A 24,577-nucleotide genomic window follows, 5' to 3' on the forward strand; every position below is an offset into this window, starting at 1 on the left:
AATAAAAAAGAGCACTACCTCTAGTGCTCTTTCCGTTTCTTATTCGATAATCTCATGCAAAAAACTATTTCCGTGTTCTGGCAATTTCACTTGAAAGTTATCTGCCACCGTTGCGCCTACATCTGCAAATGTTTTCCGAATAGGCAACGCTTTACCTTGCTTCATATTTTTATGGTGAATAAGTAATGGAACAAATTCTCTCGTATGGTCTGTGCCATGATGAACAGGATCATTCCCATGGTCAGCTGTAATAATAAGTAAATCATCTTCATTCAATAAAGCTAAGACTTCGGGTAAGCGTTTATCATACTCCTCTAAAGCCTTGCCATACCCTATTGGGTCACGCCTATGGCCATATTTAGCATCGAAATCAACTAAATTAAGAAAACTTAGTCCATTGAAATCCTTTTTCATGGAATCTATGAGTTTTGTCATTCCATCGTCATTATCTGTAGTTCGAATAGCCTCTGTAACTCCTTCTCCATCGTAAATATCAGAAATTTTCCCAAGAGCAATAACATCAAGGCCATTATCTTGTAATTCATTCATTACAGTTCTACCAAACGGTTTAAGAGCATAATCATGACGGTTGGCCGTACGTTCAAATGCTCCAGGTTTCCCAATAAAAGGACGGGCAATAACTCGTCCAACCATATATTTTTCATCTAGAGTCAGTTCTCGTGCAATTTCACAAATTCGGTACAATTCATCAACTGGAATAATTTCCTCATGTGCAGCAATTTGCAATACAGAATCTGCAGAAGTATAAACAATTAAGGAACCCGTTTTCATATGCTCCTCGCCAAGTTCTTCTATAATTTTTGTACCAGAAGCCGGCTTATTTCCAATAACTTTTCTTCCTGTTTTACCTTCTAATAATTGAACAAGTTCGGTTGGAAATCCTTCAGGAAATGTTTTAAAAGGTTGTTTAATATTTAATCCCATAATTTCCCAATGGCCTGTCATTGTATCTTTACCATTTGAAGCTTCTTGCATTTTTGTATAGTGAGCTTTAGGTTTTACTGCTTTTTCTATTCCTTTTATCTCACAAATATTACTTAATCCCAATTCACCCATGTTCGGCATATGAAGTCCATTCATTTCATCTGCAATATGACCTAAAGTATCCGCACCTTTGTCATTATATTTTTCCGCATCAGGGGCTTCACCAATACCTACTGAATCCAAAACAATAAGAAAAATTCGTTTGAAATTAGTCATTAAAAAACCTCCCAATACTATATTCCCGATTTCTAACATATATATGTAAATGCATGCGTAAATTTTCTTTACCTTATACTTCCGTTACATGTTAATTACGCTCTTGGATGGTAGGTTTTATACATATCTTTTAATCTAGTTTTTGATACATGTGTATAGATTTGTGTTGTTGAAATATCTTCATGCCCCAACATCTCTTGAACGATACGTAAGTCCGCCCCATTTTCTAATAAATGAGTAGCAAAGGAATGTCTTAATGTATGTGGAGTTATTTCTTTACTTATACCAACTTCTAAAGCAATCTTTTTTAAAATTTTCCAGAATCCCTGTCTCGTTAACGGCCTCCCATGCTGGTTTAAAAACAGTGTTGGATTAGTATTATGTTTTAGCAATTTCCCTCTTCCATGTTGTAAATATTGCTCTATTGCATGTATGGCAACCTCTCCGATAGGTACAATTCTTTCTTTTGAGCCTTTTCCAAAGCATTGAACAAAACCCATTGTTAAGTGTAAATCACTTACTTTTAAAGTAACCAATTCAGTTACCCTAAGTCCGGTTGCATACATTAGTTCCAACATTGCTTTATTACGATATGCCAAAGGAGATTTCGTTTCAATGGAAAGAAGTTGTTCTACCTCTGTTTGGGATAGAACGTCTGGAAGTTTTCTTTCTTTTTTCGGTGTTTCAATATGTAAGCTCACATCCTGGTTAACTACCTTTTCTCTTACTAAAAATTGATGAAAAGAACGAATCGATGATATATGTCTGGAAATGGTAGAAGTCGACTTACCCCCATCTTTTAAAGCATATAGAAAATGAATAATTTCAATTCTAGTAACGGAATTCCAGGATTTCACCTCTAACTTCTTCACTAAAAAATTAGTATAATCTTTTAAATCACGTCTATAAGACTTTAGTGTATTCTCAGAAAGCCCTCTTTCAATCTGTAAAAAATGAAAATAATCCTCTAGTGCATCATTTAGCATATTTTTATTCCCCTAATCTAAAAAATAGATTCATTCTATCCATAATCTCTTCATTTGAATTAAAAACCTTTACAGAAGGTCCTTCAGGTTGATCATATTTATGATAATTTTCATATTCAGCATGCATCATCTTTAATCCAAAATAGAATAGACAAGTACATATAGTAAAGATTACGAAAACTTTCAATGTATCCCATATCAATTGTTTCATATGGCATATCTCCTTTTTAAAGTTACTTCCTTCTTAAAAGATATGCCAATTTCAAATCATAATATACATATAGATAGTTAAATTTTTAAATAGTACTTAATTTTAATGTACTCTCTTTTTTTACGTATGTAAAAAAAGAAAGCACAAACCTTTATCATTCTTATCCATAATAAAAGCCTTCTTTCCCATAGAAAAAAAGGCTTAATTCTTCTTATTGTGTTGCTTTAACTGCTGATTTTTGACATTGTTTACATATACCATGAAATGTTAAACGATGGTCTTGAACTTGAAATCCCCAATCTCTTTGTACAATTTTCTCTACGTCTTCTAATAAGTCATTTTCAATTTCTTCTACTGACCCACATTCGACGCAAACGAGATGATGATGAAAATGTTTAGCTCCTTCTTTTCTTAAATCGTATCGGGAGACCCCATCACCAAAATTAATCTTATCAACAATCTTCAATTCAGATAGTAGCTCTAACGTACGATAAACAGTTGCTAAGCCAATTTCAGGTGCTTTTTCTTTAACTAATAAATAAACATCTTCTGCACTTAGATGGTCTTCTTCACGCTCAAGTAAAACTCGGACAGTTGCTTCTCTTTGTGGAGTTAATTTATAACTTTGAGAATGCAGCTGTTTTTTTATTCGTTCAATCCGATGTTCCATAACTCGTCGCTCCCCTCTTACCATCTATTTTATTATATGCACTCTGAAAAGGCGTGTCAAAAATATTATTACATTATATTTAAAATAATTATAATGTAATAATTATTATTCATAAAAAGATTTAATAAATGCTTCCATAGATCCATTCGCCACATAGGCCTCTACTCCTGAAGCAATTATAGCGGCTACCAATAAAAATCCAAACGATAATAAATACTTGCCAAACGGCTGAAATGCTGGTCCAGTCGACCTTTTTGAAAATAGTTTATTTAATAATTTTAACGAAAAGATCATCGACAGTGTACCAGCAATAATATATACAGGAATGACAATTAAATTTTGTGGAGCAATGGACAATGAAGCCAAGATTAATCCCTTAACGCCAATTTGATTCACTAAAAAACCAACAGAAAAACCAACAACAAGACCTTTAACATACAATAGAACCCACACGATAGGAAGTCCAATTACAGATAAACCTAGTAAAAATAAAATAACTAAATATTTAATATGATAAAAAAAGCTTTCTTTTAATATAAGTGTCTTTTCTATTGATTGACCCTCTACTATTTGAAGGAAAAATCGTTCTAAGTAAAAAAACAAATCTTGCTTTTGAACAAAGTTCATGCTGTTTACTATAATAGCACCAAAAATAATACCAGTTAAAAATAAAATCACCATAAACAAATATATTGTCGCATACTCTCTCATGTGTTGAATAAAAACAGCTCTATTATTATTCATCGGAATCCTCCATTTCAAAGATGGTTCTTATATTAAAAACTATGAAGAATTCCGATTAAAAATACCAAAATCTCTTTTTTATTCATAAATTCTATATTTTAATTATTCGAGACAGTTCCATATTTCCCGCCACCACCAGCTTTAACATGAAGTTTACCTTCTCTCATGGAAATGATAGATTGTGCTATAGGATTGGGCACTACCTCTAGTAAGTCTTCCAAGCTTGCGTAATGAATAACATTCATTTCTGTGCCAAACCGGTCTAATAATTTTTTAAACGTTTTTGGACCTAACTTTGGAAGATATTCAAGAGGCACTTGATATAAATATGGTGGTCGTTCTCTATTAGATTTTTCAACATTTGTTAATTCTTGAATTCTGTCAGAAACCCCTTTAATAATTTTCTTTGACTGACAATTCGGGCATATGGTACTATCGGGGGTTAGCTCTGTAAAACAATTATTACAAACTGTCATATGGTATTTACCAAGTCTTGGATTCATCCCGAAATTTCGTTGGATTTTCCGACCATTCACTTCATGCAACGCCCAATAAAACTCTTTAAAAGTAGCATTTTCCATTACGATTTCTTGGTATTCTCTAGCTATTTTCGGAAGAGAATGAGCATCTGAGTTTGTTACAAACGTATAGGAATGAAGCTCTTCTATATGATCCGCCATATAAGTATCCGAACTTAATCCTAACTCAATTCCATCAATTAAATCCGGATCGAATACCTCTGTTAAAGATTGATTTACCCCTTTCCCATAAAGACTCTTAAAAGGGGTAAAGACATGTGCTGGAATAAATATCCCTTCTAGTTCTTTTACTTTATATTGAAGTTCTTTAGCCGTTCCATAATATCTTTGAGAACTTAACGTGATGTTTTTCATCTTAGTTGTTAGCCACTCAGAGAAAATAGAGATATTTTCTAAATTCGGGAAAAAACATAATACATGAATGGGTCCCTTACAGTTTTCATCATAAATTTCAATCTCAGATCCCATTAATAAGGTTACTTCTTCAAAACGGATTCCACCGTCTTCAAGTTCTCTTGCTTTTCCTTCATTAATCAATCCTTTAATTTCCTGCTGTACATTAGGGGCATGACAATCAATTACCCCAACAAGATCTATCCCTTTATTTCTACTAGATTCTTCCAAAATATTACTCAAGGTTAAGCTTTTTGCCCCTGTAATTTTTACCGGTTTATTGTACATATCCCTTCCAATATGAATATGCAAATCTGCAAAATAGGAATTCAACATGTTACCTTCTTTCTAATGCATGTAAATATAAAACTGCATATGCTGTTTTGGCATCGTGAATTTTCTCTTCTTCCACATATTGTTTCGCTTCGTCTAAAGTTAATTCCACTAACTCTACGAATTCATCTTCATCAGCTGCTCTTGGGTTTTCAATTTTTTCAATATCATTTGTAATATAGATGTGAAGTAATTCATCAGCAAATCCTGGTGAGGAGTAAAAGGAAGTTACAAAGGATAAACTATTGGTAGAGTAACCAGTCTCTTCTTCTAATTCTCTGATTGCCGCAATCATTGGATTCTCACCAGGTTCCAATTTACCTGCTGGAATTTCTATAAGGGACCTTTCAAGTGGTTTGCGATATTGTTCCACAAACACTATCTTATTTTCTTTCGTGATAGCAATTACCGCAACCGCTCCAGGATGTTTAACTATTTCACGCTGAGATGTTTTACCATTTGGTAATTGAACTTCATCTACTTGTAATTGAACTATCTTTCCATCAAAAATCTTTTCTGACCTTATTGTTTTCTCTTCAAACTTTTTCATACGTTTTCTCCTATCAATTCATCTTTTCTTCTATTTTAGCATACCCACTCCTTATACTAAATTTTATTATCTGACCTAATTTCAATTTCCTTTCTTCCTTTAACTAAATATATTAAGATAAGATTAGTTGGTTACTTTGGAGGGATTAGATGAAGAAGAGTCAATTAGGTAAATCAGATTTATTTATTTCAGAATTAACCCTAGGTGGTATGTCACTTGGAACAGATATAAACGAAGCAAAACAAATCATTGATTTGGCTATTGATAAAGGAATTAACCACATCGATACAGCTGATTTATACGACTTCGGATTAAACGAAGAAATAATTGGTGAAATTATTCATGATAAAAGGGAAAACATTATTCTAACAACAAAAGTAGGAAATCATTTTAATAAAGAAACGAAGGATTGGTTTTGGGATCCATCCAAAGACTATATTTTAAGAGAAGTAAAAGAAAGCTTAAAAAGATTAAAAACAGATTACATCGATTTTTATATGTTACACGGCGGCACCTTGGAAGATCCCATTTCCGAGACGATTGAAGCATTTGAACAATTAAAACAAGAAGGAATTATTCGAGCATATGGTATCTCTTCTATTCGACCTAACGTTATCCGCGAATTCGTTAAACATTCTTCAATTGATGCAGTAATGATGCAATATAACTTACTCGATCGTAGACCAGAAGAAGAGACTTTGGAATTATTACAAAGAAATCAAATAAGTGTACTGGCAAGGGGCCCGCTTGCTAAGGGTATGTTAAGTAATCGATCAACCGAGCAAATAAATAAAAAAGGAAATAAAGGATATCTGGATTACTCTTATGAAGAACTACTGAACATATCTGAAAAACTAACAAAATTATTTGGTAAACAATACAGTATTCATGAATTAGCTTTAAAATATGTTTTAAAACACCCTGCAGTAACATCCACGGTATTTGGTGCAAGTTCCATTAATCAAATAAATGAAAACACTAATATTAATTTAGAGAGCGAATTACCTAACGAAGTCTATAATGAATTGAAAACTATCACCAAACCTATTAAGTATAAAGACCATCGTTAAATTTAGAAAACTTGCTGTTCGCTATTTAAACTGGACGAATACCTTACTTAAGCAGAAAGAAAAACTTATTTTTCCTTCAAAATGATAAATAGGTTGCTACTTATTCGTAGCCAACCTATTTATTTATCCCATCTAAACAAACAGTTTGAGGTGAAATAAAAGCATTTAATGTCTCTCCTTGGCTAAGTAATTGGAAAAATCCATTACGATAATCCAATTTTAACTTTTTATTAAAGAACACAGCTTGTTGCTTTGGGACAAATGTCGACATATCATCATTTGTAACTATATCGTAATAATCTTTTTTTTCGTTCGTTAAGCGAATGGTTGGAACACCATTTACACCACATCCACAATCATCACGATCATACAAAAGTAGTAAATATTTCCGGTTATCGATATTTAATTCATGTAACTTGCTTAACGATTGTTTTGTAATTTCTAGTTTCATTATTTATCCCACCTTCCTAATTACTATATCACTTTTTGTCTTACCTAAACAATGCAGTAAGACTTCTGCCTTAAGCTTCTAGGGAACAAAGAAGGTAAATGGAAGATCAACTGCCCGTAAAGGTTTGACTAACCATCAGTGGGAGATGATGGAACCCCCCACAAATGGAAGTCTTCTTTATAATTAAAGTAATTATTTGGTCCGCTTTTCATGCATGCTTCATAAAATGTAGAATAAATAAACGAATTAAGAGGGGTTCGAAAATAATGACAAATATCTACGCACATAGAGGGGCAAGCAAATATGCTCCAGAAAATACATTACCAGCCTTTGAATTAGCATATGAAATGAAAGCGGATGGAATAGAAACAGATGTTCAACTTACAAAAGATGAAATTCCGATTCTAATTCATGATGAGAACGTAAAAAGAACTACAAATGGAATAGGTTTTGTGAAAGATTTTACATTTGCAGAAATCCAAGAACTTGATGCAGGTTCATGGTTTTCAAAAAAATATACTGGTACGCCAATCATGTCCTTAGAGGAATTTTTAAATTGGATAAAATTTAAGCCGTTATACTTAAATATCGAGTTGAAAAATAATAAAATAGATTATGAGTATATAGAATCCATCGTTTTTGAAATGGTTCAAGAACATCAGTTGCTAGACCGTACTACTATTTCCACTTTCAACTCAGAAAGTATAAAGCGAATGAGAGAAATCAATCAAATGGTAGAAGTTGCCTACTTGACCTCTAAGCAAAACAATAAACTCGTAACTTATGCTAAAGATTTAGGTGCGAATGCAATACATGTTAACTACAGATTGTTAAATGACAGACTTATGAATGAATGTTTAAGAAATGATATGAAGATTCGTGTATACACGATTAATAGGTATCCTTCCATGAAACAATGTTTTCATTTAGGTTGCAACGGTATCTTTACAGATGTACCCGATAAAGCATTGTCTTATCGAATAAAAACTTTAGGAGGATGAAAAATGCCTAAATTATTTTCCCCAATTCAAATAAAGAATGTAACACTAAAAAACAGAATCGTTATGTCACCAATGTGTATGTACTCTTCCGTTAATAAAGACGGAATGCTGACCCCGTTCCACTATACCCACTATGTTTCTAGAGCTGTTGGGCAAGTCGGATTAATTATGATTGAAGCTACTGGTGTTCTTCCGGAGGGCCGTATCAGCGAACAAGATTTAGGGATATGGTCTGATGAACATATCGAAGGATTTAAACAATTAAATGAACAAATCCATAGCTATGGGGCAAAAGCTGGAATTCAATTAGCACATGCAGGGAGAAAATCAGAGGTGAATTCTTTACCTATTTATGCTCCTTCGCCAATTTCGTTTAGTGAGAATTATAAAGAACCTCTAGAAATGACGAAAGAAGATATTAAGCATACTATTCAGGCTTTCCAGCAAGCAGCTAAGCGCGCGAAAGAGGCAAATTTTGATATTATCGAAATACATGGAGCTCATGGTTACTTAGTTAATGAGTTTTTATCTCCGTTAACAAACAAACGAACAGATGAGTATGGTGTAAATAAAGAAGGACGATTTTTATTTTTACAAGAAATCATTCAAGCTGTAAAGTCAGAATGGGATGGGCCGTTATTCGTCCGGGTTTCCACTGATGAATATGACGAGCAAGGAAATTCTTTGGAAGATATTCTTTATTTTACAAACAGGTTAAAAGAATTAGGTGTAGACCTAATCGATTGTAGTTCAGGCGGGGTTGTTCCTAATCGTGTACCAACTTTCCCAGGATATCAAGTAAGACGAGCAGAAATAATTAAACATGAGATAGACATTGCAACCGGGGCTGTCGGTCTAATTACATCGGGTTTACAAGCAGAGGAAATACTGCAAAATAATAGATCTGATTTAATTTTTATTGGACGAGCACTCTTGCGTAATCCTTATTGGGCAAAAGCTTGCGCGGATGAATTAAAAACAAATTTGGAAGCTCCAGTTCCATATGAACGTGGTTGGAAATAAAATGAAACTCATTAAGTGGGGATTTCTTTCATCCCCACTTAATGTTAGTTGAACGTATAGGGCGCAACCTGGCTTCCCGCCCCTCTTAGATACCTTGGTTAAACTCGACTTCTTGAAGCGGAGTCTTACGACGCACAAGATATGCTAGTACCAACATTGTAATAAGACGCCTGAGTTTTTAGTCGGCCAGTAAGTTAAGACGTGATAAAGTTGGAGGAAGATTAGAAAATGGAATTAATTTTTCTTGGGACAGGTGCAGGTGTCCCTTCAAAAGAACGAAATGTAACTAGTATCGTATTATCATTACTACAAGAGATTAATAGCGTGTGGTTGTTTGATTGTGGAGAAGCAACCCAGCATCAGATTTTACATACATCTATTAAACCTAGGAAAATAAATAAAATTTTCATTACACATTTACATGGGGACCATATCTTTGGATTACCCGGCCTATTAAGTAGTCGATCTTTTCAGGGAGGTAATACAGAATTAACGATATTCGGCCCCAGTGGAATTAAAAAATATGTAGAAACCAGTCTTAAAGTAAGTTCATCCCACCTTACCTACCCTATTACTTTTGTAGAAGTAAACGAAGGTGTAGTAATGGAAGATAATGAATTTAAAGTTTTGGCAAAAAAGCTGGATCATGGAATCGACAGTTATGGTTATCGAATTGTTGAAAAAGATAAACCCGGGGAATTACTCGTTAATAAGTTAAAGGACATCGGAATAATGCCGGGTCCGATTTATAAACAGATAAAAAATAATCCTCAGGTCAAACTAGAAGATGGAACAGTGATAAATCGTTCTGATTTCATTGGTCCTGCTAAAAGTGGTAGAGTTGTAAGCATTCTAGGCGATACCCGTTATCGAGAAGAACATATAGAATTTGTAAAATATTCCAACGTCATGGTCCATGAAGCTACTTTCGATCAAGAAAAATCTGCCCTTGCCCATGAATACTACCACTCAACAACTAAACAGGCTGCAACACTGGCAAAACAAGGTAAAGTAAAGAATCTAATTCTCACCCATATTTCATCACGCTATCAAAAAGAAGATGATACTTATCTTTTGAATGAAGCAAAAGAAATTTTTCCAGATACCAAGATAGCAATCGATTTTAAAAAGATAACAATCGATTATTAAAAGAGGAGTATTTTTATGGAAACAACCGAGAAGTTAATCATATCCAATGCGAGAACCTACTTTCTAAACGGAAATACCGTAACATATGAGTTTCGAAAAAAACAATTAGGAAACTTAAAGCAAATGCTCAAAAATAATGAAGAAAATATCTTTCAGGCATTAAAAAAGGATTTAAATAAATCAAAACATGAAGCTTTAGTTACTGAGTTAGGGTTTCTCTATTCCGAAATTGATTTTGCTATAAAAAATCTTAGAAACTGGATGGAGCCAAAAAAGGTATCGAGCCCTATTACCCATAAAGGTTCTTCAAGCTATATCATGAATCAACCTTATGGCGTTGCATTAATTATTTCACCTTGGAATTATCCTTTGCAATTGGCTTTGGCTCCAGCAATAGGCGCCATTGCAGCTGGAAACTGTGTCATTATAAAACCTTCAGAATTGGCTGCAGAGACCTCCTCTTTAATTGCGACTATGGTAGAAGAGTACTTTGATAGTTCATTTTTCACTGTTATCGAAGGGGGAAAAGAAGAAGTTGAAGAATTATTAAAACATCGATTGGATTATATCTTCTTCACAGGAAGTTCTAAAGTTGGAAGAATCATAATGAAAGCAGCAAGTGAACATCTAACGCCAATTACACTTGAATTAGGTGGGAAAAGTCCTGCAATTGTAGATGAAGATGCAAATGTAGTTTTAGCAGCAAAAAGAATTGTTTGGGGGAAATTTACGAATGCTGGTCAAACTTGTGTTGCACCTGACTATGTCTATGTACATGAGAAAGTAAAATTTAAATTTTTAAAAGCTGCCAAAAGATACATCCGTGCTTTTTATAGTAAAAGTAATGAATACACTAAAATCATTAACGAGAAAAACTTTGATCGCTTAGTTTCATTCTTAACAAATGGAGATATCATTCATGGTGGAAATTATGATAGAGATGCACTCATGATAGAACCAACTATTTTAGATAAAATCACATGGAACGATCCTGTCATGCAAGAGGAAATATTTGGTCCTATTTTACCTGTATTAACTTTTTCAAATTTAGATGATCCTTTATACCAAATTAAAACAAAAGAAAGTCCTTTGGCATTATATTATTTCGGTGAAGACAATCAAACACAACAACAGGTGATTGAATATGTTCCATTTGGCGGTGGTTCGATTAATGATACACTCTATCATCTAGCGAACCCGCATCTACCATTTGGCGGTGTAGGAACTAGTGGAATGGGCACTTATCACGGTAAATACAGCTTTGAAACGTTCTCCCACCAAAAAAGTATACTAAAACAAACAACTAAATTTGATTTACCATTCCGTTATCCAAAAGGAAAGATATCTAATTCTGTTGTAAAAAAATTAACACATTAAAAGCATAAAAAACTAAGGTATTAGCAATGGATATGCCAAATACTTAATTGCACTTGATTTTAGAGGTTGGGACATAACGAAATGTTTAACTCAAAAAGACGAACAATCCCACAGAATTTCGGATTTTCTTTTTATAAAACATATTTGTCCCAACCCCACTCTAATGTTAACTTTTTCAATTATTTTTTATAGTCGTCTAGAAAGTCTTTCTGAAAACTTGTTCGTGGCTGTTGCTGATCAACCTCCTTGAAGTTATCATTTAAACTTTTAAAAACATTTTCTCCGTATTTTTCTGTTAATTGATGAATGGTAGACATGAGCTTTTCTTTATTTGCTTCATTTTCATATGTAAATAAGTCTAATTGCTTACCTATATTACGTTTATTTTCTACATCTTGCACGGTAATTCCAATAAGTCGTATCGGCTCCTGATTCCAATGTTCTTCCAATAACTCATTAGCTAAGAATAAAATATCAAATTTTGAATCGATATAATTTTGTAATTTCTTACTCCTAGTTATCGTTTTGCGATCGTGGTAGCGAATCATGAGTTGAACGGTTTTCCCAGCTGCATTCTTTCTCTTCATTCTCTTTTCTACGTTATCTGCCAGATCATTCATCAATTTGTTTATTTCTTTTATATCCGTAGTGTCATGTGGTAATGTTTGTGAATTACCTATACTTTTGAAATCATATATTGCATCCGGGTCAACTGGCCTTGGATCGATACCATTTGCTCTATTTTTTAACCTTTCCCCGTTTATACCGAAAAATTGTTTTAACTCATATGTGTCTTTTTTTGCTAAATCACCAATTGTTTTAATTCCTATCGATTGCAATTTTTCTGCAGTTTTTTCACCAACACCATACATCTCTTGAACAGGTAAAGGCCATAATGTTTTATCTAATTCTCTTTTCCTTAATACTGTAATCCCTAAAGGTTTTTTCATATCGGAAGCCATTTTTGCAAGAAATTTATTTGGTGCAATTCCAATACTAGATGGTAAGTCAAGCTCTTTTAAAATTCTTTGTTGTAAATTTTGTGCTAATTCTAATGGCGTTCCTTTCCATGTCGTATTTGTAACATCCATATATCCTTCATCAATGGAAACAGGTTGCACATATGGAGTAATATCAGAAAGTATTTTAAATAATTCTTTGGATGCATTTCGATATCTATCAAAATTTGGTTTCATGACAATTAGTTCAGGACAAAGTTTTTTCGCCTGCCATACATTCATCGTCGTTTTTACTCCTTTTGCCCTTGCTTCATAGCTACTCGTTACGATAATCCCTTTTCTTTCCTCTGGGTTTCCCGCAATAGCAAGTGGCTTCCCTTTTAATTTCGGGTTAAAAGCCATTTCCACAGATGCATAAAAGCAGTTCATATCGATATGAAATATTATTCTTCTTTTACTCTGTTTCGGAATTGACATAGTTATAACATCCTTATCTTCTTGTTCCCTTTTATCCACCTAAACGGACAGTACGACTCAGATCTAAAAGCTTCGTGAGAACAAAGAAGGTAGGTGGGAGTCTGGCTGCCCATAAAGGTCCGATAAGTGCGACTAACCATCAGTGGGGATGAAGGTATCCTGCCCACTGATGGAAGTCTTCTTTATTATAACATAACCCAAAATGTTAAATGGTTCGTTAACAATGGTGGATTAACCCAAATATATGTTTACTAAAAAAGAAGCTTCGAAAGATTAATCTTTCGAAACTTCTTTTATAATAGCTACTACGAATTCCGTGATTTTCACCAAGTTTTCTACAGCAATACGTTCGTTGGTTGTATGAATTTCTTCATATCCAACAGCAAGGTTTACTGTGGGGATTCCGAAACCAGAAATGATATTCGCATCACTACCTCCACCACTTGTGAGTAATCGACTATGACGACCAATTGTTTTAGCAGCATTTCTTGCAACTTCTACTACTTCATCGCCTGCTCCTTGGCTAAATCCAGGATACATGACTTGAATTTCTACATCTGCTGAACCGCCATATTGTTCTGCCGTTTTCTCAAACACTTCTTTCATCTTAGCAACTTGTTTCTCCATTTTTTCTGGTTTTAACGATCTAGCTTCTGCTAAGATTTCTACATGATCCACAACAATATTCGTTTGTTTTCCACCTTCAAATCTTCCAATATTAGCAGTAGTTTCCTCATCAATACGTCCTAGTGGCATTTTGGAAATCGCTTTTGCAGCGAGAGTTATAGCGGAAATGCCTTTTTCTGGTTCTACTCCTGCATGAGCGGTTTTCCCTTTAATTATCGTATAAATTTTTGCTTGTGTGGGAGCAGCTACTATAATGTCACCAATATCTCCATTACTATCTAAAGCATAACCGAATTTAGCTTTAATTAAGTTTTTGTCGATAGCCTTCGCTCCTACTAATCCTGATTCCTCGCCGACTGTAATAATAAACTGGATATCCCCATGTGAAACATTATTTTCCTTTAGGAGCTTAATGGATTCTATGATTGCAGCTAATCCGGCTTTATCATCTGCACCTAGTATGGTGGCGCCATCTGAAACAATATATCCATCTTTAATGGATGGCTTTATGTTCGCACCTGGTACAACCGTATCCATATGAGAAGTGAAATAAATTGGATCTACTCCTTGCTTATTTCCTTCTAACGTACAAATTAAATTACCAGCTCCATGCCCGGTAATTTCTTTACTATTATCCTCATATACATCTACACCTAATTCAGTTAGCTTTTTCTTAAGTACTTCGGCTATCTTTTCTTCATTTTTCGTTTCGGAATCTACCTGTACTAATTCAAAAAATTCATTAACTAATCGTTTTTCGTTTACCATTATTGTCATACCTATAACCTCCTAATTATTAGGTTACTACAATTATAAAAAGAAATGAAAAGATATCTCCAAAAATGGATATCTTTTCAAATAAGTTATAAGAGGTTGTTCAAGAAGTCCGGTGAAAATGATACTTCGAATTTCGCATGAACGCTCGCTTTTGCGTTACTAACGTGTTAATTGCATACGTTCTAGTATTGGGAGTATCGCCGCTTCGAACTTCCGACGCACAGGAAACGAATTTAAGGAAGGCCGACTCGGTCCTTTTTGAACATGCACTATAACGGAATATTTCCGTGTTTTTTGTTTGGTCTTTCTTCCTGTTTGTTTTTCAGCATTTCTAATGCTTGAATTAATTTAATTCTTGTTTCTCGAGGATCTATTACGTCGTCAATCATTCCAAGACCCGCAGCAACATAAGGGTTTGCAAACTTTTCCCTATATGTATCTATTTTTTCCTGTCTGACTTTTTCTGGTTCTTCACTCTCAGCAATTTCTTTAGCAAAAATAATATTTGCTGCTCCTTCTGGCCCCATAACTGCAACTTCAGCGTTTGGCCAAGCAAAGACAAGATCAGCACCAATGGACTTACTATTTAAGGCTACGTACGCACCGCCATATGCTTTACGTGTAATAACCGTGATTTTTGGAACGGTTGCTTCAGAATATGCATAAAGAATTTTTGCGCCATGACGGATAATTCCACCATGTTCTTGTTTTACGCCAGGGAAGAAACCAGTTACATCTTCAAACGTGATCAATGGGATATTAAATGAGTCACAAAATCGAATAAATCTTGCCGCCTTATCACTTGAATCTATATCAAGCCCACCAGCTAAATATTTTGGTTGATTACATACTAATCCAACTATTTCACCTTTGATTCGTGCAAAACCAACCACAATATTTTTAGCAAAATCCTGTTGTACTTCTAAAAAGCTATCCCCATCTACCACTTGGTCAATTACTTTTTTTACATCATAAGGCCTAAGCGCACTATATGGAACAATATCTGTTAAATCCGGTCTTAATTCTTCATCGATTTGTTCATATTGTTTCTTTTCAGGTTTTTCCTTGTAATTAGCTGGGAGATAGTCAATCAATTTTCTAACTAAGTCCAATGCTTCTTCCTCTGATGATGCCTTAAAATGTGCATTTCCACTTTTCGCATTATGGACGAACGCACCACCTAAATCTTCTGAGGAAATTTTCTCTCCTGTTACTGTTTCAATAACCTTTGGTCCTGTGATAAACATTTGTGATGTTTTTTCTACCATAATGACAAAGTCGGTTATAGCGGGGGAATATACAGCACCGCCAGCACTTGGCCCCATGATCACAGAAATTTGTGGGATAACACCAGAATATATTGAATTTCTATAAAATATTTGACCATATCCATCAAGTGATGAAACACCTTCTTGAATACGCGCTCCACCAGAATCGTTAAGTCCAATAAAAGGTACACCATTTTTGGCGGCTAAGTCCATTGCTGCAGCTATTTTTTTACCATGCATTTCTCCTAATGCTCCACCATAAACGGTGAAATCTTGGGCAAATAAATAAACAGGTTTTCCATTTACTTTACCGTATCCAGTAACTACACCTTCACCTTTAGCAGAGTTATTATTCATTCCAAAATCAGAAGCACGTGTTTCAATGAATGGATATAGCTCAACAAATGTGCCATCATCAAGTAAGTACGTAATCCTTTCTCTAGCAGTCATTTTTCCCTTGGCGTGTTGTTTTTCAATTCGTTCATCTCCACCACCAAGCTCTACTTGCCTACGTTTGTCATATAATTCATTAATTTTATCGTAAATATCCATTAGGCCTCACTCCCCTCCGGATATTGACATAATTCATAAAGTACCTTACTTGCCGCATTCGGATGAATGAAAGCAATTTGACTGTTATGTGCACCTAATTTTGCCTCTTCATTTATTAAAGCTACTCCATTCGCCTTAAGTTGTTCTAGACGAGCATGTATGTCATCTACTTCTAAAGCGATATGATGTAGTCCTTCTCCCTTTTTATCAAGGAATTTACGTATAGGAGATTCTTCATTAAGGGGTTCTAATAACTCAAAACGAGTTTCACCTATTTTAATAAACGCTACCTTAACCCCTTCACTTTGAACTTCTTCTACACCTTCTAATTGTAGCCCAAGGGAATCTAGATAGAAGGTTGACGCCTGTTCAATGCTCTCAACTGCTATTCCAATATGGGCGATCTTTTTAGGTGCCGTAACTGGCGTAGTCTGTGGATCTACTAATTCTTTTATGTAATTAGCTAGCAAATCTGTAGATGAACCACTAGTAAAAATACGTTTTACACCCTTTTCTAAAAGATAAGGAATGTCAACGCTAGGTATTACTCCTCCCCCTACGACAGGAATATCCCCAGCACCTCTCTTCTCTAATTCTTCTACCACCTTTGGAAATAAAGTTCTATGCGCCCCAGAAAGAGAAGATAAACCCACTACATCGACATCTTCTTGAATTGCTGCTTGAGCAATTTGTAAAGGTGACTGTCTAAGTCCTGTATAAATAACTTCCATCCCATGATCCCTTAAAGCTTGAGAGATCACTAATGCCCCACGATCATGACCATCAAGCCCCGGCTTTGCAACTAGTACACGTATTTTTTTCCCCATTTGTTTGTCCCCCTTATTAAACTCCCTGATATTCACCGAACTCTTCGCGTAATACGTTACAAATTTCTCCAACAGAAGCATATACTCTTACTGCATCCAAAATAAAAGGTAATAAATTTGCACGTTCATTTTTAGCGTTTTCGCTTAGTGCGGCTAGAGCACTTGCAACCTTTTCGTTATCTCTTTTCTCTTTAATCCTTGTCAATGATTTAATTTGGCCTTTTTCTAATGCCTCATCCACTTTCATGAGGTCTGGTTCAACTTCCTCATCTAATGTAAATTTATTTAATCCAACTATAATTTCTTCTTCTTTTTCGATATTTTTTTGAATCTCATAAGCATTATGGTGAATTTCTCTTTGCATATACCCTTCTTCTACTGCCTGTACGGCCCCGCCTATTTCTTTTATTCTATCTAAATAGTTATTAACTTTTTTCTCTATTTCATCGGTTAAATTTTCAACATAATAGGATCCAGCTAATGGATCAATCGTATCAGCTACACCGCTTTCATAAGCAATAATCTGCTGCGTTCGTAATGCAATTCTAGCAGAATCTTCTGTCGGTAATGATAGCGCCTCATCTCGAGAATTTGTATGCAAGCTTTGCGTTCCACCCAACACCGCTGACAGCGCTTGCATTGCTACCCTTACGATATTATTATCAGGTTGCTGTGCAGTTAATGTCGAACCACCTGTTTGAGTGTGGAATCTTAATTTCCAACTTTTTGGATCTTTTGCCTGATAATGTTCTTTCATTATCTTTGCCCAAATTCTTCTAGCAGCACGGAACTTAGCTACTTCTTCAAAAAAATTATTATGTGCATTAAAGAAGAATGCTAATCGTGGTGCAAAGTCATCTACTTTTAATCCAGATTCAATTGCAGCATCTACATAAGCCATACCGTTAGCAATGGTGAACGCTACTTCTTGAACTGCATTGGATCCAGCTTCTCTAATATGATATCCAGAGATACTAATCGTATTGAATTTCGGCACATATTGGTTACAGAATTCAAAAATATTCGTAATTAATCGCATAGAAGGCTTTGGAGGGAAAATGTATGTTCCTCTAGCGATATATTCTTTTAAGATATCATTTTGAATCGTCCCAGTAATTTTCTCAAATGGTACTCCTTGCTTTTCCCCTACAGCAAGATACATACACAATAAAATAGATGCAGGCGCATTAATTGTCATGGATGTACTTACCTTGTCTAATGGAATTCCATCTAATAATTTTTCCATATCTTCTAATGTATCAATAGCAACCCCGACTTTACCAACTTCTCCCTCAGACATGACATCATCAGAGTCATAGCCTATTTGTGTTGGTAAATCAAATGCAACGGATAGACCAGTCTGCCCCTGTTCAAGCAAGTAACGAAAACGTTTATTTGTTTCTTCAGCTGAACCGAATCCTGCATATTGTCGCATCGTCCAAAATCTACTACGGTACATCGTTGGCTGAATTCCTCTTGTGTACGGAAATTCTCCTGGATATCCTAATTCCTTATTTACTTCTTCTCCCTTTGGTTGATATAGTCGATCTACCTTTATATTTGAAGAAGTTGTAAAGGTTTCTTTTCTTTCTGGAAAACGTGAAGTAGCCTTTGATACGGCTTTCTCCCATCTTTCTTTTGCATTTAAGTCTTTGGAATCTAACTCCATATGCAATACCCCCATTTGTAATTTATGAAATTATAACCATATAGTCTATTTTCAGATATTTTTTGGAATATGTCTACCAAAATCTTTTACACTTGTCCAATTGTTTATTTCACGTTAGAATATTTATAGTCAGTTTAAATGAAAAGGAGGATTTGGACTTGGCAACAAACATAAAAAATAGTACTTCTCGGGGAAAATCGAAACGTCAAAGACGGCAAAAAATTATTGTTTATATTATGATTATTGCTATGGTGTTATCTAGTATAACTGCAGGATTAGCATACTTTATAAATTTCTAAACCGGCCAAAGAGAATTGAGTCGGTTTTTTATGATAAAAGAGGCCGCCTTATATAAGAACAGCCTCTTGTTGAAAATTACACTTCTTCACAATATTCGTCAAATAATTGTTGGAGTTTATTTGTTACCTCCATTGGACTGTGTCCTTCAATATCATGACGTTCTACCATTTTTAAAATCTTTCCGTCTTTTAATAAAGCAAATGATGGAGAAGATGGTGGATAGCCTTCAAAGTACTCTCTTGCCTTTTCTGTTGCCTCAGGGTCCTGACCGGCAAAGACGGTTACTAAGTGATCCGGTCTTTTATCATAATGAATTGCATTTCTTGCTGCAGGACGAGCTACCCCTCCAGCACAACCACAAGTAGAATTAATCATCACTAGGGTTGTTCCTTCTTTCGTTAGTGAAGCGTCCACTTCTTCAGGAGTTTTTAATTCTTGATAGCCTGCTTCAATTATATCTTCACGCGCTGCATTAACTACGTCATTCATAAATAGATTAAAATCCATATCGTATCCTACTCCTTTATAATAAAGTGTTTCATATATTTAGATTACCAACTTTGAAGTGTAATTTCAATGAATTAAGACTTTAAAGGAGGGAATATTAAATAGCGCCTAATATATATTGATATTATCTTCGTTCATATTTTCCAGTCGTTCCTTTATAAAAGCTAGAAATCTTCCACAAACAAGTCCATCGAGAATACGGTGGTCAAGCGATAAACATAAATTAACGATATCACGTGCTGCGAACATATTATTTATAATCACTGGACGCTTCACAATAGATTCTACTTGCAGGATAGCAGCTTGTGGATGATTGATAATCCCCATTGAATGAATAGAACCGAAAATTCCTGTATTGTTAATAGTAAAAGTTCCACCTTCCAAATCTTTTACAGACAAACTATGATTTCTAGCTTTTGTTGCCAAATCATGAATATCTTTAGCTATTCCTTTAATACTCTTTTCATCTGCATTCTTTATTACAGGAACAAATAATTGATCCTCCACGGCTACTGCTATAGAAAGATTTATATCTTTCCTTTGGATGATTTTATCATTTTGCCATGTACTATTAACTTGTGGGAATTTTTTTAAAGCTTCTGATACTGCCTTAACAAAAAATGGAAAATAGGTTAGTTTAAATCCTTCTTTATCTTGAAAATCCCCTTTAATTTTATTTCGATAACTAACTAATTCCGTTACATCTACTTCAATGGTCATCCACGCATGTGGTATTTCATGTTTTGAACGTACCATGTTTTGCGCTATAGTTTTTCTAATTCCTGTTACCGGAATCTCTATGTCACCTTCATTTATCTTTAAATTAGTTGAAGTATTTAATAGTGCTGAAGTAATAGTGGATTTTGGCTGGGATACATGACCCATTTGTGGAAGGCCCCCGTTTTGAATAACTTTCTCGACATCTTTTCGAGTAATTCTTCCACCTTTTCCTGATCCAGTAATCTGTTCTAAATCAATATCATTTTCCTGGGCAAGTCGTAATACTGCTGGGGAATATCTCTTTTTCATAGATTCTTGATTAGATTCATTCTTAATTTCAGGGATTTCCTCTTCAGCTATAGCCTGTTGAGTTGATTTTTTATTCATTTCTTCTACTTCAATCGTACACATTACTTCGCCAACAGCAATGGTTTCTCCCTCTTTTACAACTAGTTCTTTAATTTCACCTGTAAAAGAAGAAGGAACCTCCGCATTTACTTTATCCGTAAGCACTTCAGCAATTGGATCATACTTATTTACTTCTTCTCCAACTTTAACTAACCAATTACTAACCGTACCTTCCGTAACACTTTCACCTAATTGTGGCATCGTTATTTTTTCTAAAGCCATTATTACACTCCTCCACTCAAAACTCGGCCAACTCACGCATAGCCTTTTCACATTTATCTGGATTTACCATAAAATATTTTTCCATAGTTGGAGCATATGGCATTGCTGGTACATCTGGTCCTGCTAGCCGCATTATTGGAGCATCAAGATCGAATAAACAATTTTCGGCAATGATTGCAGCTACTTCTCCTATAATGCTACCTTCCAAATTATCTTCCGTTATTAAGAGAACTTTTCCTGTTTTACTAGCTGCTTTAATAATGGACTCCTTATCTAAAGGATAGACCGTACGTAAATCAAGAATATGGGTACTTATTCCTTCTTCTGCAAGCTTTTCTGCAGCTTGCAGGGCAAAATGGACACATAATCCATAGGTTATGACTGTAATATCCGTACCTTCACGTTTGATATCAGCTTTTCCAATTGGAAGTACATAATCATCATCCGGTACTTCTTCTTTTAACAAACGATATGCACGTTTATGTTCAAAAAATAAGACAGGATCATTATCACGAATAGCCGCTTTTAATAATCCTTTTGCATCATAAGGACCAGATGGCATGACAATCTTCAAGCCTGGTTGATTTGCAAATATAGCTTCCACCGATTGGGAATGATAAAGTGCCCCATGAACTCCACCACCATACGGTGCTCGTATCGTTATTGGTACACTCCAATCATTATTCGAACGATATCTCGTTTTAGCAGCTTCTGAAATAATTTGATTTACTGCTGGTAAAATAAAATCCGCAAACTGCATTTCAGCTACCGGACGCATCCCATACATTGCCGCACCAATACCGACCCCAGCTATTGCTGATTCTGCTAAGGGGGTATCTAACACACGATACTCACCAAACTCATCATAGAGCCCATCAGTTGCTCGGAAAACACCACCTTTTTTCCCAACATCCTCACCTAGAATAAAGACCTTATCATCACGTAACATTTCTTCTCTTAAAGCTAAAGTTATAGCTTGGATATAAGACATTATTGGCATGTTTTCCCCCTCCTAGTCCTCATAAACGTATTTGAGAGTATCTTCAGGCATCGAATACGGCGCTTCTTCTGCATAATCAGTAGCTTCATTAACGATCGAGTTAATTTCTGCTGTCATCTTTTTTTCTAACTCTACCGTTAAAATCTTTTCTTCCCGAAGATAATTAGCAAATAGTACAATTGCATCTTGTTTCTTCGCCTGCTCTATTTCTTCCTTCTCTCTGTAATTATCATCATCATCACTAGAATGTGCTGTAAAGCGGTACGATACTGCCTCAATTAATGTACCGCCTTCTCCAGCTATTGCCCTTGCTCTAGCATCTCTAACAGCTTCATATACAGCAAGTGGATCATTACCATCTACAGTGATACCTTCCATTCCATAACTGACAGACCTTACTGATACATTTTTACTTGCTATTTGTTTATGGAGAGGAACCGAAATAGCGTATTGATTATTTTCTACCATTGTAATAACTGGGAGTTTATGAACACCAGCGAAATTTAATCCCTCATGAAAATCACCTTGGTTTGAGGAGCCTTCTCCTAAAGTAACAAATGAAACAAAATCTTTCTTTTCCATTTTTGCCGCTAAAGCAAATCCTACTGCATGAGGAACTTGGGTCGTTACTGGTGAGGATCCGGTAATAATTCTGTTTTTCTTTTGTCCAAAATGACCAGGCATCTGTCTTCCACCAGAATTCGGGTCTTCTGCTTTCGCGAATGCGAATAACATGATATCCCTTACTGTCATGCCAAACGATAACACAATCCCTAGATCCCGGTAATATGGAGCAACATAATCTTTTTCCTTATTCAAGGCAAAAGAAGCCCCAACTTGAGCTGCTTCTTGTCCTTGGCAGGAAATGGTAAATGGGATCTTTCCCGATCGATTTAATAACCACATTCTTTCATCAACTTTCCTTGCAAGTAACATCGATTTATAAATATCTAGAACTTCTTGATCTGACAATCCTAACTTAGTATGTCGGTTCGCCATCAAAATGTCCCCCCGTTTCTATTACAACTTACGCCAACATTCATGTACCCTAACTATGAATTTGAAAACCATCTACAGCTAATGCTGCTTCACCAATTACCTCAGACAAAGTAGGATGCGGGTGTATCGTTTGACCGATTTCCCACGCGGTTGCATCTAGTATTTTAGCTAAGCTAGCTTCTGAAATTAAATCTGTCACATGTGGACCCACTAAATGAATACCTAATATATCATTTGTTTCTTTATCTGAGATAATTTTGGTAAATCCATCTGTATCACCATAAACAAGTGCCTTACCAACCGCTGAGAACGGGAATTTTCCAACTTTAATATCAAAACCTTTATCTCTAGCTTCCCTTTCTGTCAGTCCAATACTAGCCACTTCTGGGTTTGAATATACACAGGAAGGAACTTGTTCATAGTTAATTGGTAAAGGTTGTTTATTAGCAATATGATCGATAGCAACGATTCCTTCATGAGATGCTACATGCGCTAATTGCAATCCACCAATAACATCGCCAATTGCATATATATGAGATTCTTCCGTTTGATAAAATTTATTCGTTTGGATATAACTATTTTCAATAGCTATTCCCGTGTTTTCTAAACCAATATTTTTAATATTTGCTGTTCTACCTACAGAAACTAATATTTTTTCAGCTTCTAATGAAATTTTTTCCCCATTTTGTTCTGCCATAATCTTGATGTCTTTATTTTTTTCTAATGTTTCTGGAAGTATTTTCGTTTCTTTTAAAATAGTAACACCTTTTTTACTTAACCTTTTTTCTACTTCTTTAGCAATTTCGTCATCTTCATTTGGTAAAATACGATCTAAATATTCCACCAATGTAACATGAACATTAAAATCACTTAACATAGAAGCCCATTCCACACCTATGACACCTGCACCAACAATAATGATCGACTTCGGTAATTGATCCATTGATAATATTTCATCTGAATTAAGAACCTGATCCCCATCATTATTTAGTCCCGGTAACATCTTCGGTTTCGATCCTGTTGCAATAATGACATACTTTGGTATAAGAATCGTATTTTCCGAACCATCTTTATATTCAATAGAAATAGTTCCTGGTAAGGGTGAAAAAATACTTGGTCCTAAGATTCGACCAAAACCATGATAGACATCTATTTTATTTTTTTTCATTAAACTTTTTACACCAGTGTGTAACTTATCAATAATAGAGCTCTTTCTCTCTTGAACCTTCCAAAAACTAAAAGTAGTATTCTCCGTTTCGATTCCAAACTCACTAGCTCTTTTAGTCTGCTGATAAACTTCTGCACTTCTTAATAATGCTTTTGTAGGAATACAACCACGGTGTAAACATGTACCACCAAGTTTTTCTCTTTCAACAATGGCCACCTTCATCCCAAGTTGACTCGCCCTGATTGCTGCAACATATCCTCCGGTGCCGCCACCAAGAATAACAACATCATATTCGTTAGACATCCTATCAACCCTTTCGAAAACTTGGCGTTCGCTATTAGCTTAGCGTACGCCTTAGTTACACTTATACGGGATAAGA

At 35.1% G+C, this 24,577-nt stretch carries 24 protein-coding genes; 6 read left to right on the forward strand and 18 right to left on the reverse strand.

The genetic code is table 11. The features are described from left to right. Positions 1 to 39 precede the first annotated feature (39 nt). The 7 genes from deoB to KM885_RS03185 form a co-directional block, all read right to left on the reverse strand. A complete protein-coding gene (gene deoB / locus KM885_RS03155) occupies positions 40 to 1,221 on the reverse strand; it encodes a phosphopentomutase (RefSeq protein WP_216883507.1) in 1,182 nt (393 codons plus the stop codon). Positions 1,222 to 1,316: 95 nt separating this feature from the next. Next, positions 1,317 to 2,207 (reverse strand): site-specific tyrosine recombinase XerD, encoded by an 891-nt coding sequence (xerD, locus tag KM885_RS03160; protein WP_216883508.1) that lies wholly within the window; start codon positions 2,205 to 2,207, stop codon positions 1,317 to 1,319. A gap of 4 nt (positions 2,208 to 2,211) precedes the next feature. Then, entirely contained in the window at positions 2,212 to 2,418 is a 207-nt protein-coding gene (locus tag KM885_RS03165) for a YqzK family protein (protein ID WP_047183892.1), read from the reverse strand. Between the two features lie 211 nt (positions 2,419 to 2,629). Continuing rightward, positions 2,630 to 3,088 (reverse strand): ferric iron uptake transcriptional regulator, encoded by a 459-nt coding sequence (gene fur / locus KM885_RS03170; protein WP_047183891.1) that lies wholly within the window; start codon positions 3,086 to 3,088, stop codon positions 2,630 to 2,632. Between the two features lie 105 nt (positions 3,089 to 3,193). After that, positions 3,194 to 3,832 (reverse strand): stage II sporulation protein M, encoded by a 639-nt coding sequence (gene spoIIM / locus KM885_RS03175; protein WP_145523331.1) that lies wholly within the window; start codon positions 3,830 to 3,832, stop codon positions 3,194 to 3,196. A gap of 98 nt (positions 3,833 to 3,930) precedes the next feature. Next, positions 3,931 to 5,100: an endonuclease Q family protein gene (locus tag KM885_RS03180; protein WP_060668118.1), complete on the reverse strand. Its 1,170-nt coding sequence runs from the start codon at positions 5,098 to 5,100 to the stop codon at positions 3,931 to 3,933. A gap of 1 nt (position 5,101) precedes the next feature. Continuing rightward, the gene (locus tag KM885_RS03185) at positions 5,102 to 5,647 is read right to left on the reverse strand and encodes an NUDIX hydrolase (protein WP_047183888.1); all 546 of its coding nucleotides are present in this window, start codon (positions 5,645 to 5,647) and stop codon (positions 5,102 to 5,104) included. Between the two features lie 149 nt (positions 5,648 to 5,796). Here KM885_RS03185 and KM885_RS03190 point away from each other — a divergent pair, with 149 nt between their 5' ends. Then, on the forward strand, positions 5,797 to 6,717 hold the full coding sequence (locus KM885_RS03190) for an aldo/keto reductase (RefSeq protein WP_204798095.1): 921 nt from the start codon (positions 5,797 to 5,799) through the stop codon (positions 6,715 to 6,717). 115 nt (positions 6,718 to 6,832) lie between these two features. On the opposite strand, the gene KM885_RS03195 is transcribed toward KM885_RS03190, so the two are convergent. Further along, on the reverse strand, positions 6,833 to 7,168 hold the full coding sequence (locus tag KM885_RS03195; RefSeq protein WP_047183886.1) for an iron-sulfur cluster biosynthesis family protein: 336 nt from the start codon (positions 7,166 to 7,168) through the stop codon (positions 6,833 to 6,835). Between the two features lie 266 nt (positions 7,169 to 7,434). Between KM885_RS03195 and KM885_RS03200 the strand changes: the two genes are divergently transcribed. The 4 genes from KM885_RS03200 (at position 7,435) to KM885_RS03215 (ending at position 11,718) form a co-directional block, all read left to right on the forward strand. Further along, entirely contained in the window at positions 7,435 to 8,169 is a 735-nt protein-coding gene (locus tag KM885_RS03200) for a glycerophosphodiester phosphodiesterase (protein ID WP_047183885.1), read from the forward strand. 3 nt (positions 8,170 to 8,172) lie between these two features. Beyond that, positions 8,173 to 9,192: an NADPH dehydrogenase NamA gene (gene namA, locus KM885_RS03205; protein WP_216883509.1), complete on the forward strand. Its 1,020-nt coding sequence runs from the start codon at positions 8,173 to 8,175 to the stop codon at positions 9,190 to 9,192. Positions 9,193 to 9,420: 228 nt separating this feature from the next. Beyond that, positions 9,421 to 10,341 (forward strand): ribonuclease Z, encoded by a 921-nt coding sequence (gene rnz / locus KM885_RS03210; protein ID WP_060668121.1) that lies wholly within the window; start codon positions 9,421 to 9,423, stop codon positions 10,339 to 10,341. Positions 10,342 to 10,356: 15 nt separating this feature from the next. Continuing rightward, positions 10,357 to 11,718 (forward strand): aldehyde dehydrogenase, encoded by a 1,362-nt coding sequence (locus tag KM885_RS03215; RefSeq protein WP_060668122.1) that lies wholly within the window; start codon positions 10,357 to 10,359, stop codon positions 11,716 to 11,718. A 179-nt stretch (positions 11,719 to 11,897) separates the two neighbouring features. Here the strand turns inward: KM885_RS03215 and KM885_RS03220 are convergent, their stop codons facing one another. From KM885_RS03220 to KM885_RS03240, 5 genes are all read right to left on the reverse strand, one after another. Further along, positions 11,898 to 13,154: a DNA polymerase IV gene (locus KM885_RS03220; protein ID WP_047183881.1), complete on the reverse strand. Its 1,257-nt coding sequence runs from the start codon at positions 13,152 to 13,154 to the stop codon at positions 11,898 to 11,900. A gap of 273 nt (positions 13,155 to 13,427) precedes the next feature. Continuing rightward, positions 13,428 to 14,549, reverse strand: a complete 1,122-nt coding sequence (locus KM885_RS03225) for a M20/M25/M40 family metallo-hydrolase (RefSeq protein WP_216883531.1) — start codon at positions 14,547 to 14,549, stop codon at positions 13,428 to 13,430. A gap of 278 nt (positions 14,550 to 14,827) precedes the next feature. Next, the gene (locus KM885_RS03230) at positions 14,828 to 16,378 is read right to left on the reverse strand and encodes an acyl-CoA carboxylase subunit beta (protein WP_047183880.1); all 1,551 of its coding nucleotides are present in this window, start codon (positions 16,376 to 16,378) and stop codon (positions 14,828 to 14,830) included. Beyond that, the gene (gene mce, locus KM885_RS03235) at positions 16,378 to 17,205 is read right to left on the reverse strand and encodes a methylmalonyl-CoA epimerase (RefSeq protein WP_047183879.1); all 828 of its coding nucleotides are present in this window, start codon (positions 17,203 to 17,205) and stop codon (positions 16,378 to 16,380) included. The genes KM885_RS03230 and mce overlap by 1 nt, the downstream gene beginning before the upstream one ends. A gap of 16 nt (positions 17,206 to 17,221) precedes the next feature. Then, a complete protein-coding gene (locus KM885_RS03240) occupies positions 17,222 to 18,874 on the reverse strand; it encodes an acyl-CoA mutase large subunit family protein (RefSeq protein WP_047183878.1) in 1,653 nt (550 codons plus the stop codon). 158 nt (positions 18,875 to 19,032) lie between these two features. Here KM885_RS03240 and prli42 point away from each other — a divergent pair, with 158 nt between their 5' ends. Further along, a complete protein-coding gene (gene prli42 / locus KM885_RS18055; protein ID WP_225344083.1) occupies positions 19,033 to 19,173 on the forward strand; it encodes a stressosome-associated protein Prli42 in 141 nt (46 codons plus the stop codon). Positions 19,174 to 19,249: 76 nt separating this feature from the next. Here prli42 and KM885_RS03250 read toward each other — a convergent pair whose 3' ends face one another. The 5 genes from KM885_RS03250 to lpdA form a co-directional block, all read right to left on the reverse strand. Continuing rightward, a complete protein-coding gene (locus KM885_RS03250) occupies positions 19,250 to 19,681 on the reverse strand; it encodes a BrxA/BrxB family bacilliredoxin (protein WP_047183877.1) in 432 nt (143 codons plus the stop codon). 108 nt (positions 19,682 to 19,789) lie between these two features. After that, on the reverse strand, positions 19,790 to 21,031 hold the full coding sequence (locus KM885_RS03255) for a dihydrolipoamide acetyltransferase family protein (RefSeq protein ID WP_204798092.1): 1,242 nt from the start codon (positions 21,029 to 21,031) through the stop codon (positions 19,790 to 19,792). Between the two features lie 16 nt (positions 21,032 to 21,047). After that, positions 21,048 to 22,031 (reverse strand): alpha-ketoacid dehydrogenase subunit beta, encoded by a 984-nt coding sequence (locus KM885_RS03260; protein ID WP_216883510.1) that lies wholly within the window; start codon positions 22,029 to 22,031, stop codon positions 21,048 to 21,050. Positions 22,032 to 22,043: 12 nt separating this feature from the next. Next, the gene (locus KM885_RS03265) at positions 22,044 to 23,030 is read right to left on the reverse strand and encodes a thiamine pyrophosphate-dependent dehydrogenase E1 component subunit alpha (protein WP_216883511.1); all 987 of its coding nucleotides are present in this window, start codon (positions 23,028 to 23,030) and stop codon (positions 22,044 to 22,046) included. Between the two features lie 49 nt (positions 23,031 to 23,079). Beyond that, positions 23,080 to 24,501, reverse strand: a complete 1,422-nt coding sequence (gene lpdA, locus KM885_RS03270) for a dihydrolipoyl dehydrogenase (RefSeq protein WP_216883512.1) — start codon at positions 24,499 to 24,501, stop codon at positions 23,080 to 23,082. Positions 24,502 to 24,577: the final 76 nt, after the last annotated feature.

This window comes from Oceanobacillus caeni (assembly GCF_019037185.1).
Classification (GTDB): domain Bacteria; phylum Bacillota; class Bacilli; order Bacillales; family Amphibacillaceae; genus Oceanobacillus; species Oceanobacillus caeni.

Bases quoted from the DNA above. Each gene is read 5' to 3' on its own strand.
- deoB (WP_216883507.1), bottom strand. From the start codon at position 1,221: ATGACTAATTTCAAACGAATTTTTCTTATTGTTTTGGATTCAGTAGGT.
- xerD (WP_216883508.1), bottom strand. From the start codon at position 2,207: ATGCTAAATGATGCACTAGAGGATTATTTTCATTTTTTACAGATTGAA.
- KM885_RS03165 (WP_047183892.1), bottom strand. From the start codon at position 2,418: ATGAAACAATTGATATGGGATACATTGAAAGTTTTCGTAATCTTTACT.
- fur (WP_047183891.1), bottom strand. From the start codon at position 3,088: ATGGAACATCGGATTGAACGAATAAAAAAACAGCTGCATTCTCAAAGT.
- spoIIM (WP_145523331.1), bottom strand. From the start codon at position 3,832: ATGAATAATAATAGAGCTGTTTTTATTCAACACATGAGAGAGTATGCG.
- KM885_RS03180 (WP_060668118.1), bottom strand. From the start codon at position 5,100: ATGTTGAATTCCTATTTTGCAGATTTGCATATTCATATTGGAAGGGAT.
- KM885_RS03185 (WP_047183888.1), bottom strand. From the start codon at position 5,647: ATGAAAAAGTTTGAAGAGAAAACAATAAGGTCAGAAAAGATTTTTGAT.
- KM885_RS03190 (WP_204798095.1), top strand. From the start codon at position 5,797: ATGAAGAAGAGTCAATTAGGTAAATCAGATTTATTTATTTCAGAATTA.
- KM885_RS03195 (WP_047183886.1), bottom strand. From the start codon at position 7,168: ATGAAACTAGAAATTACAAAACAATCGTTAAGCAAGTTACATGAATTA.
- KM885_RS03200 (WP_047183885.1), top strand. From the start codon at position 7,435: ATGACAAATATCTACGCACATAGAGGGGCAAGCAAATATGCTCCAGAA.
- namA (WP_216883509.1), top strand. From the start codon at position 8,173: ATGCCTAAATTATTTTCCCCAATTCAAATAAAGAATGTAACACTAAAA.
- rnz (WP_060668121.1), top strand. From the start codon at position 9,421: ATGGAATTAATTTTTCTTGGGACAGGTGCAGGTGTCCCTTCAAAAGAA.
- KM885_RS03215 (WP_060668122.1), top strand. From the start codon at position 10,357: ATGGAAACAACCGAGAAGTTAATCATATCCAATGCGAGAACCTACTTT.
- KM885_RS03220 (WP_047183881.1), bottom strand. From the start codon at position 13,154: ATGTCAATTCCGAAACAGAGTAAAAGAAGAATAATATTTCATATCGAT.
- KM885_RS03225 (WP_216883531.1), bottom strand. From the start codon at position 14,549: ATGGTAAACGAAAAACGATTAGTTAATGAATTTTTTGAATTAGTACAG.
- KM885_RS03230 (WP_047183880.1), bottom strand. From the start codon at position 16,378: ATGGATATTTACGATAAAATTAATGAATTATATGACAAACGTAGGCAA.
- mce (WP_047183879.1), bottom strand. From the start codon at position 17,205: ATGGGGAAAAAAATACGTGTACTAGTTGCAAAGCCGGGGCTTGATGGT.
- KM885_RS03240 (WP_047183878.1), bottom strand. From the start codon at position 18,874: ATGGAGTTAGATTCCAAAGACTTAAATGCAAAAGAAAGATGGGAGAAA.
- KM885_RS03250 (WP_047183877.1), bottom strand. From the start codon at position 19,681: ATGGATTTTAATCTATTTATGAATGACGTAGTTAATGCAGCGCGTGAA.
- KM885_RS03255 (WP_204798092.1), bottom strand. From the start codon at position 21,031: ATGGCTTTAGAAAAAATAACGATGCCACAATTAGGTGAAAGTGTTACG.
- KM885_RS03260 (WP_216883510.1), bottom strand. From the start codon at position 22,031: ATGCCAATAATGTCTTATATCCAAGCTATAACTTTAGCTTTAAGAGAA.
- KM885_RS03265 (WP_216883511.1), bottom strand. From the start codon at position 23,030: ATGGCGAACCGACATACTAAGTTAGGATTGTCAGATCAAGAAGTTCTA.
- lpdA (WP_216883512.1), bottom strand. From the start codon at position 24,501: ATGTCTAACGAATATGATGTTGTTATTCTTGGTGGCGGCACCGGAGGA.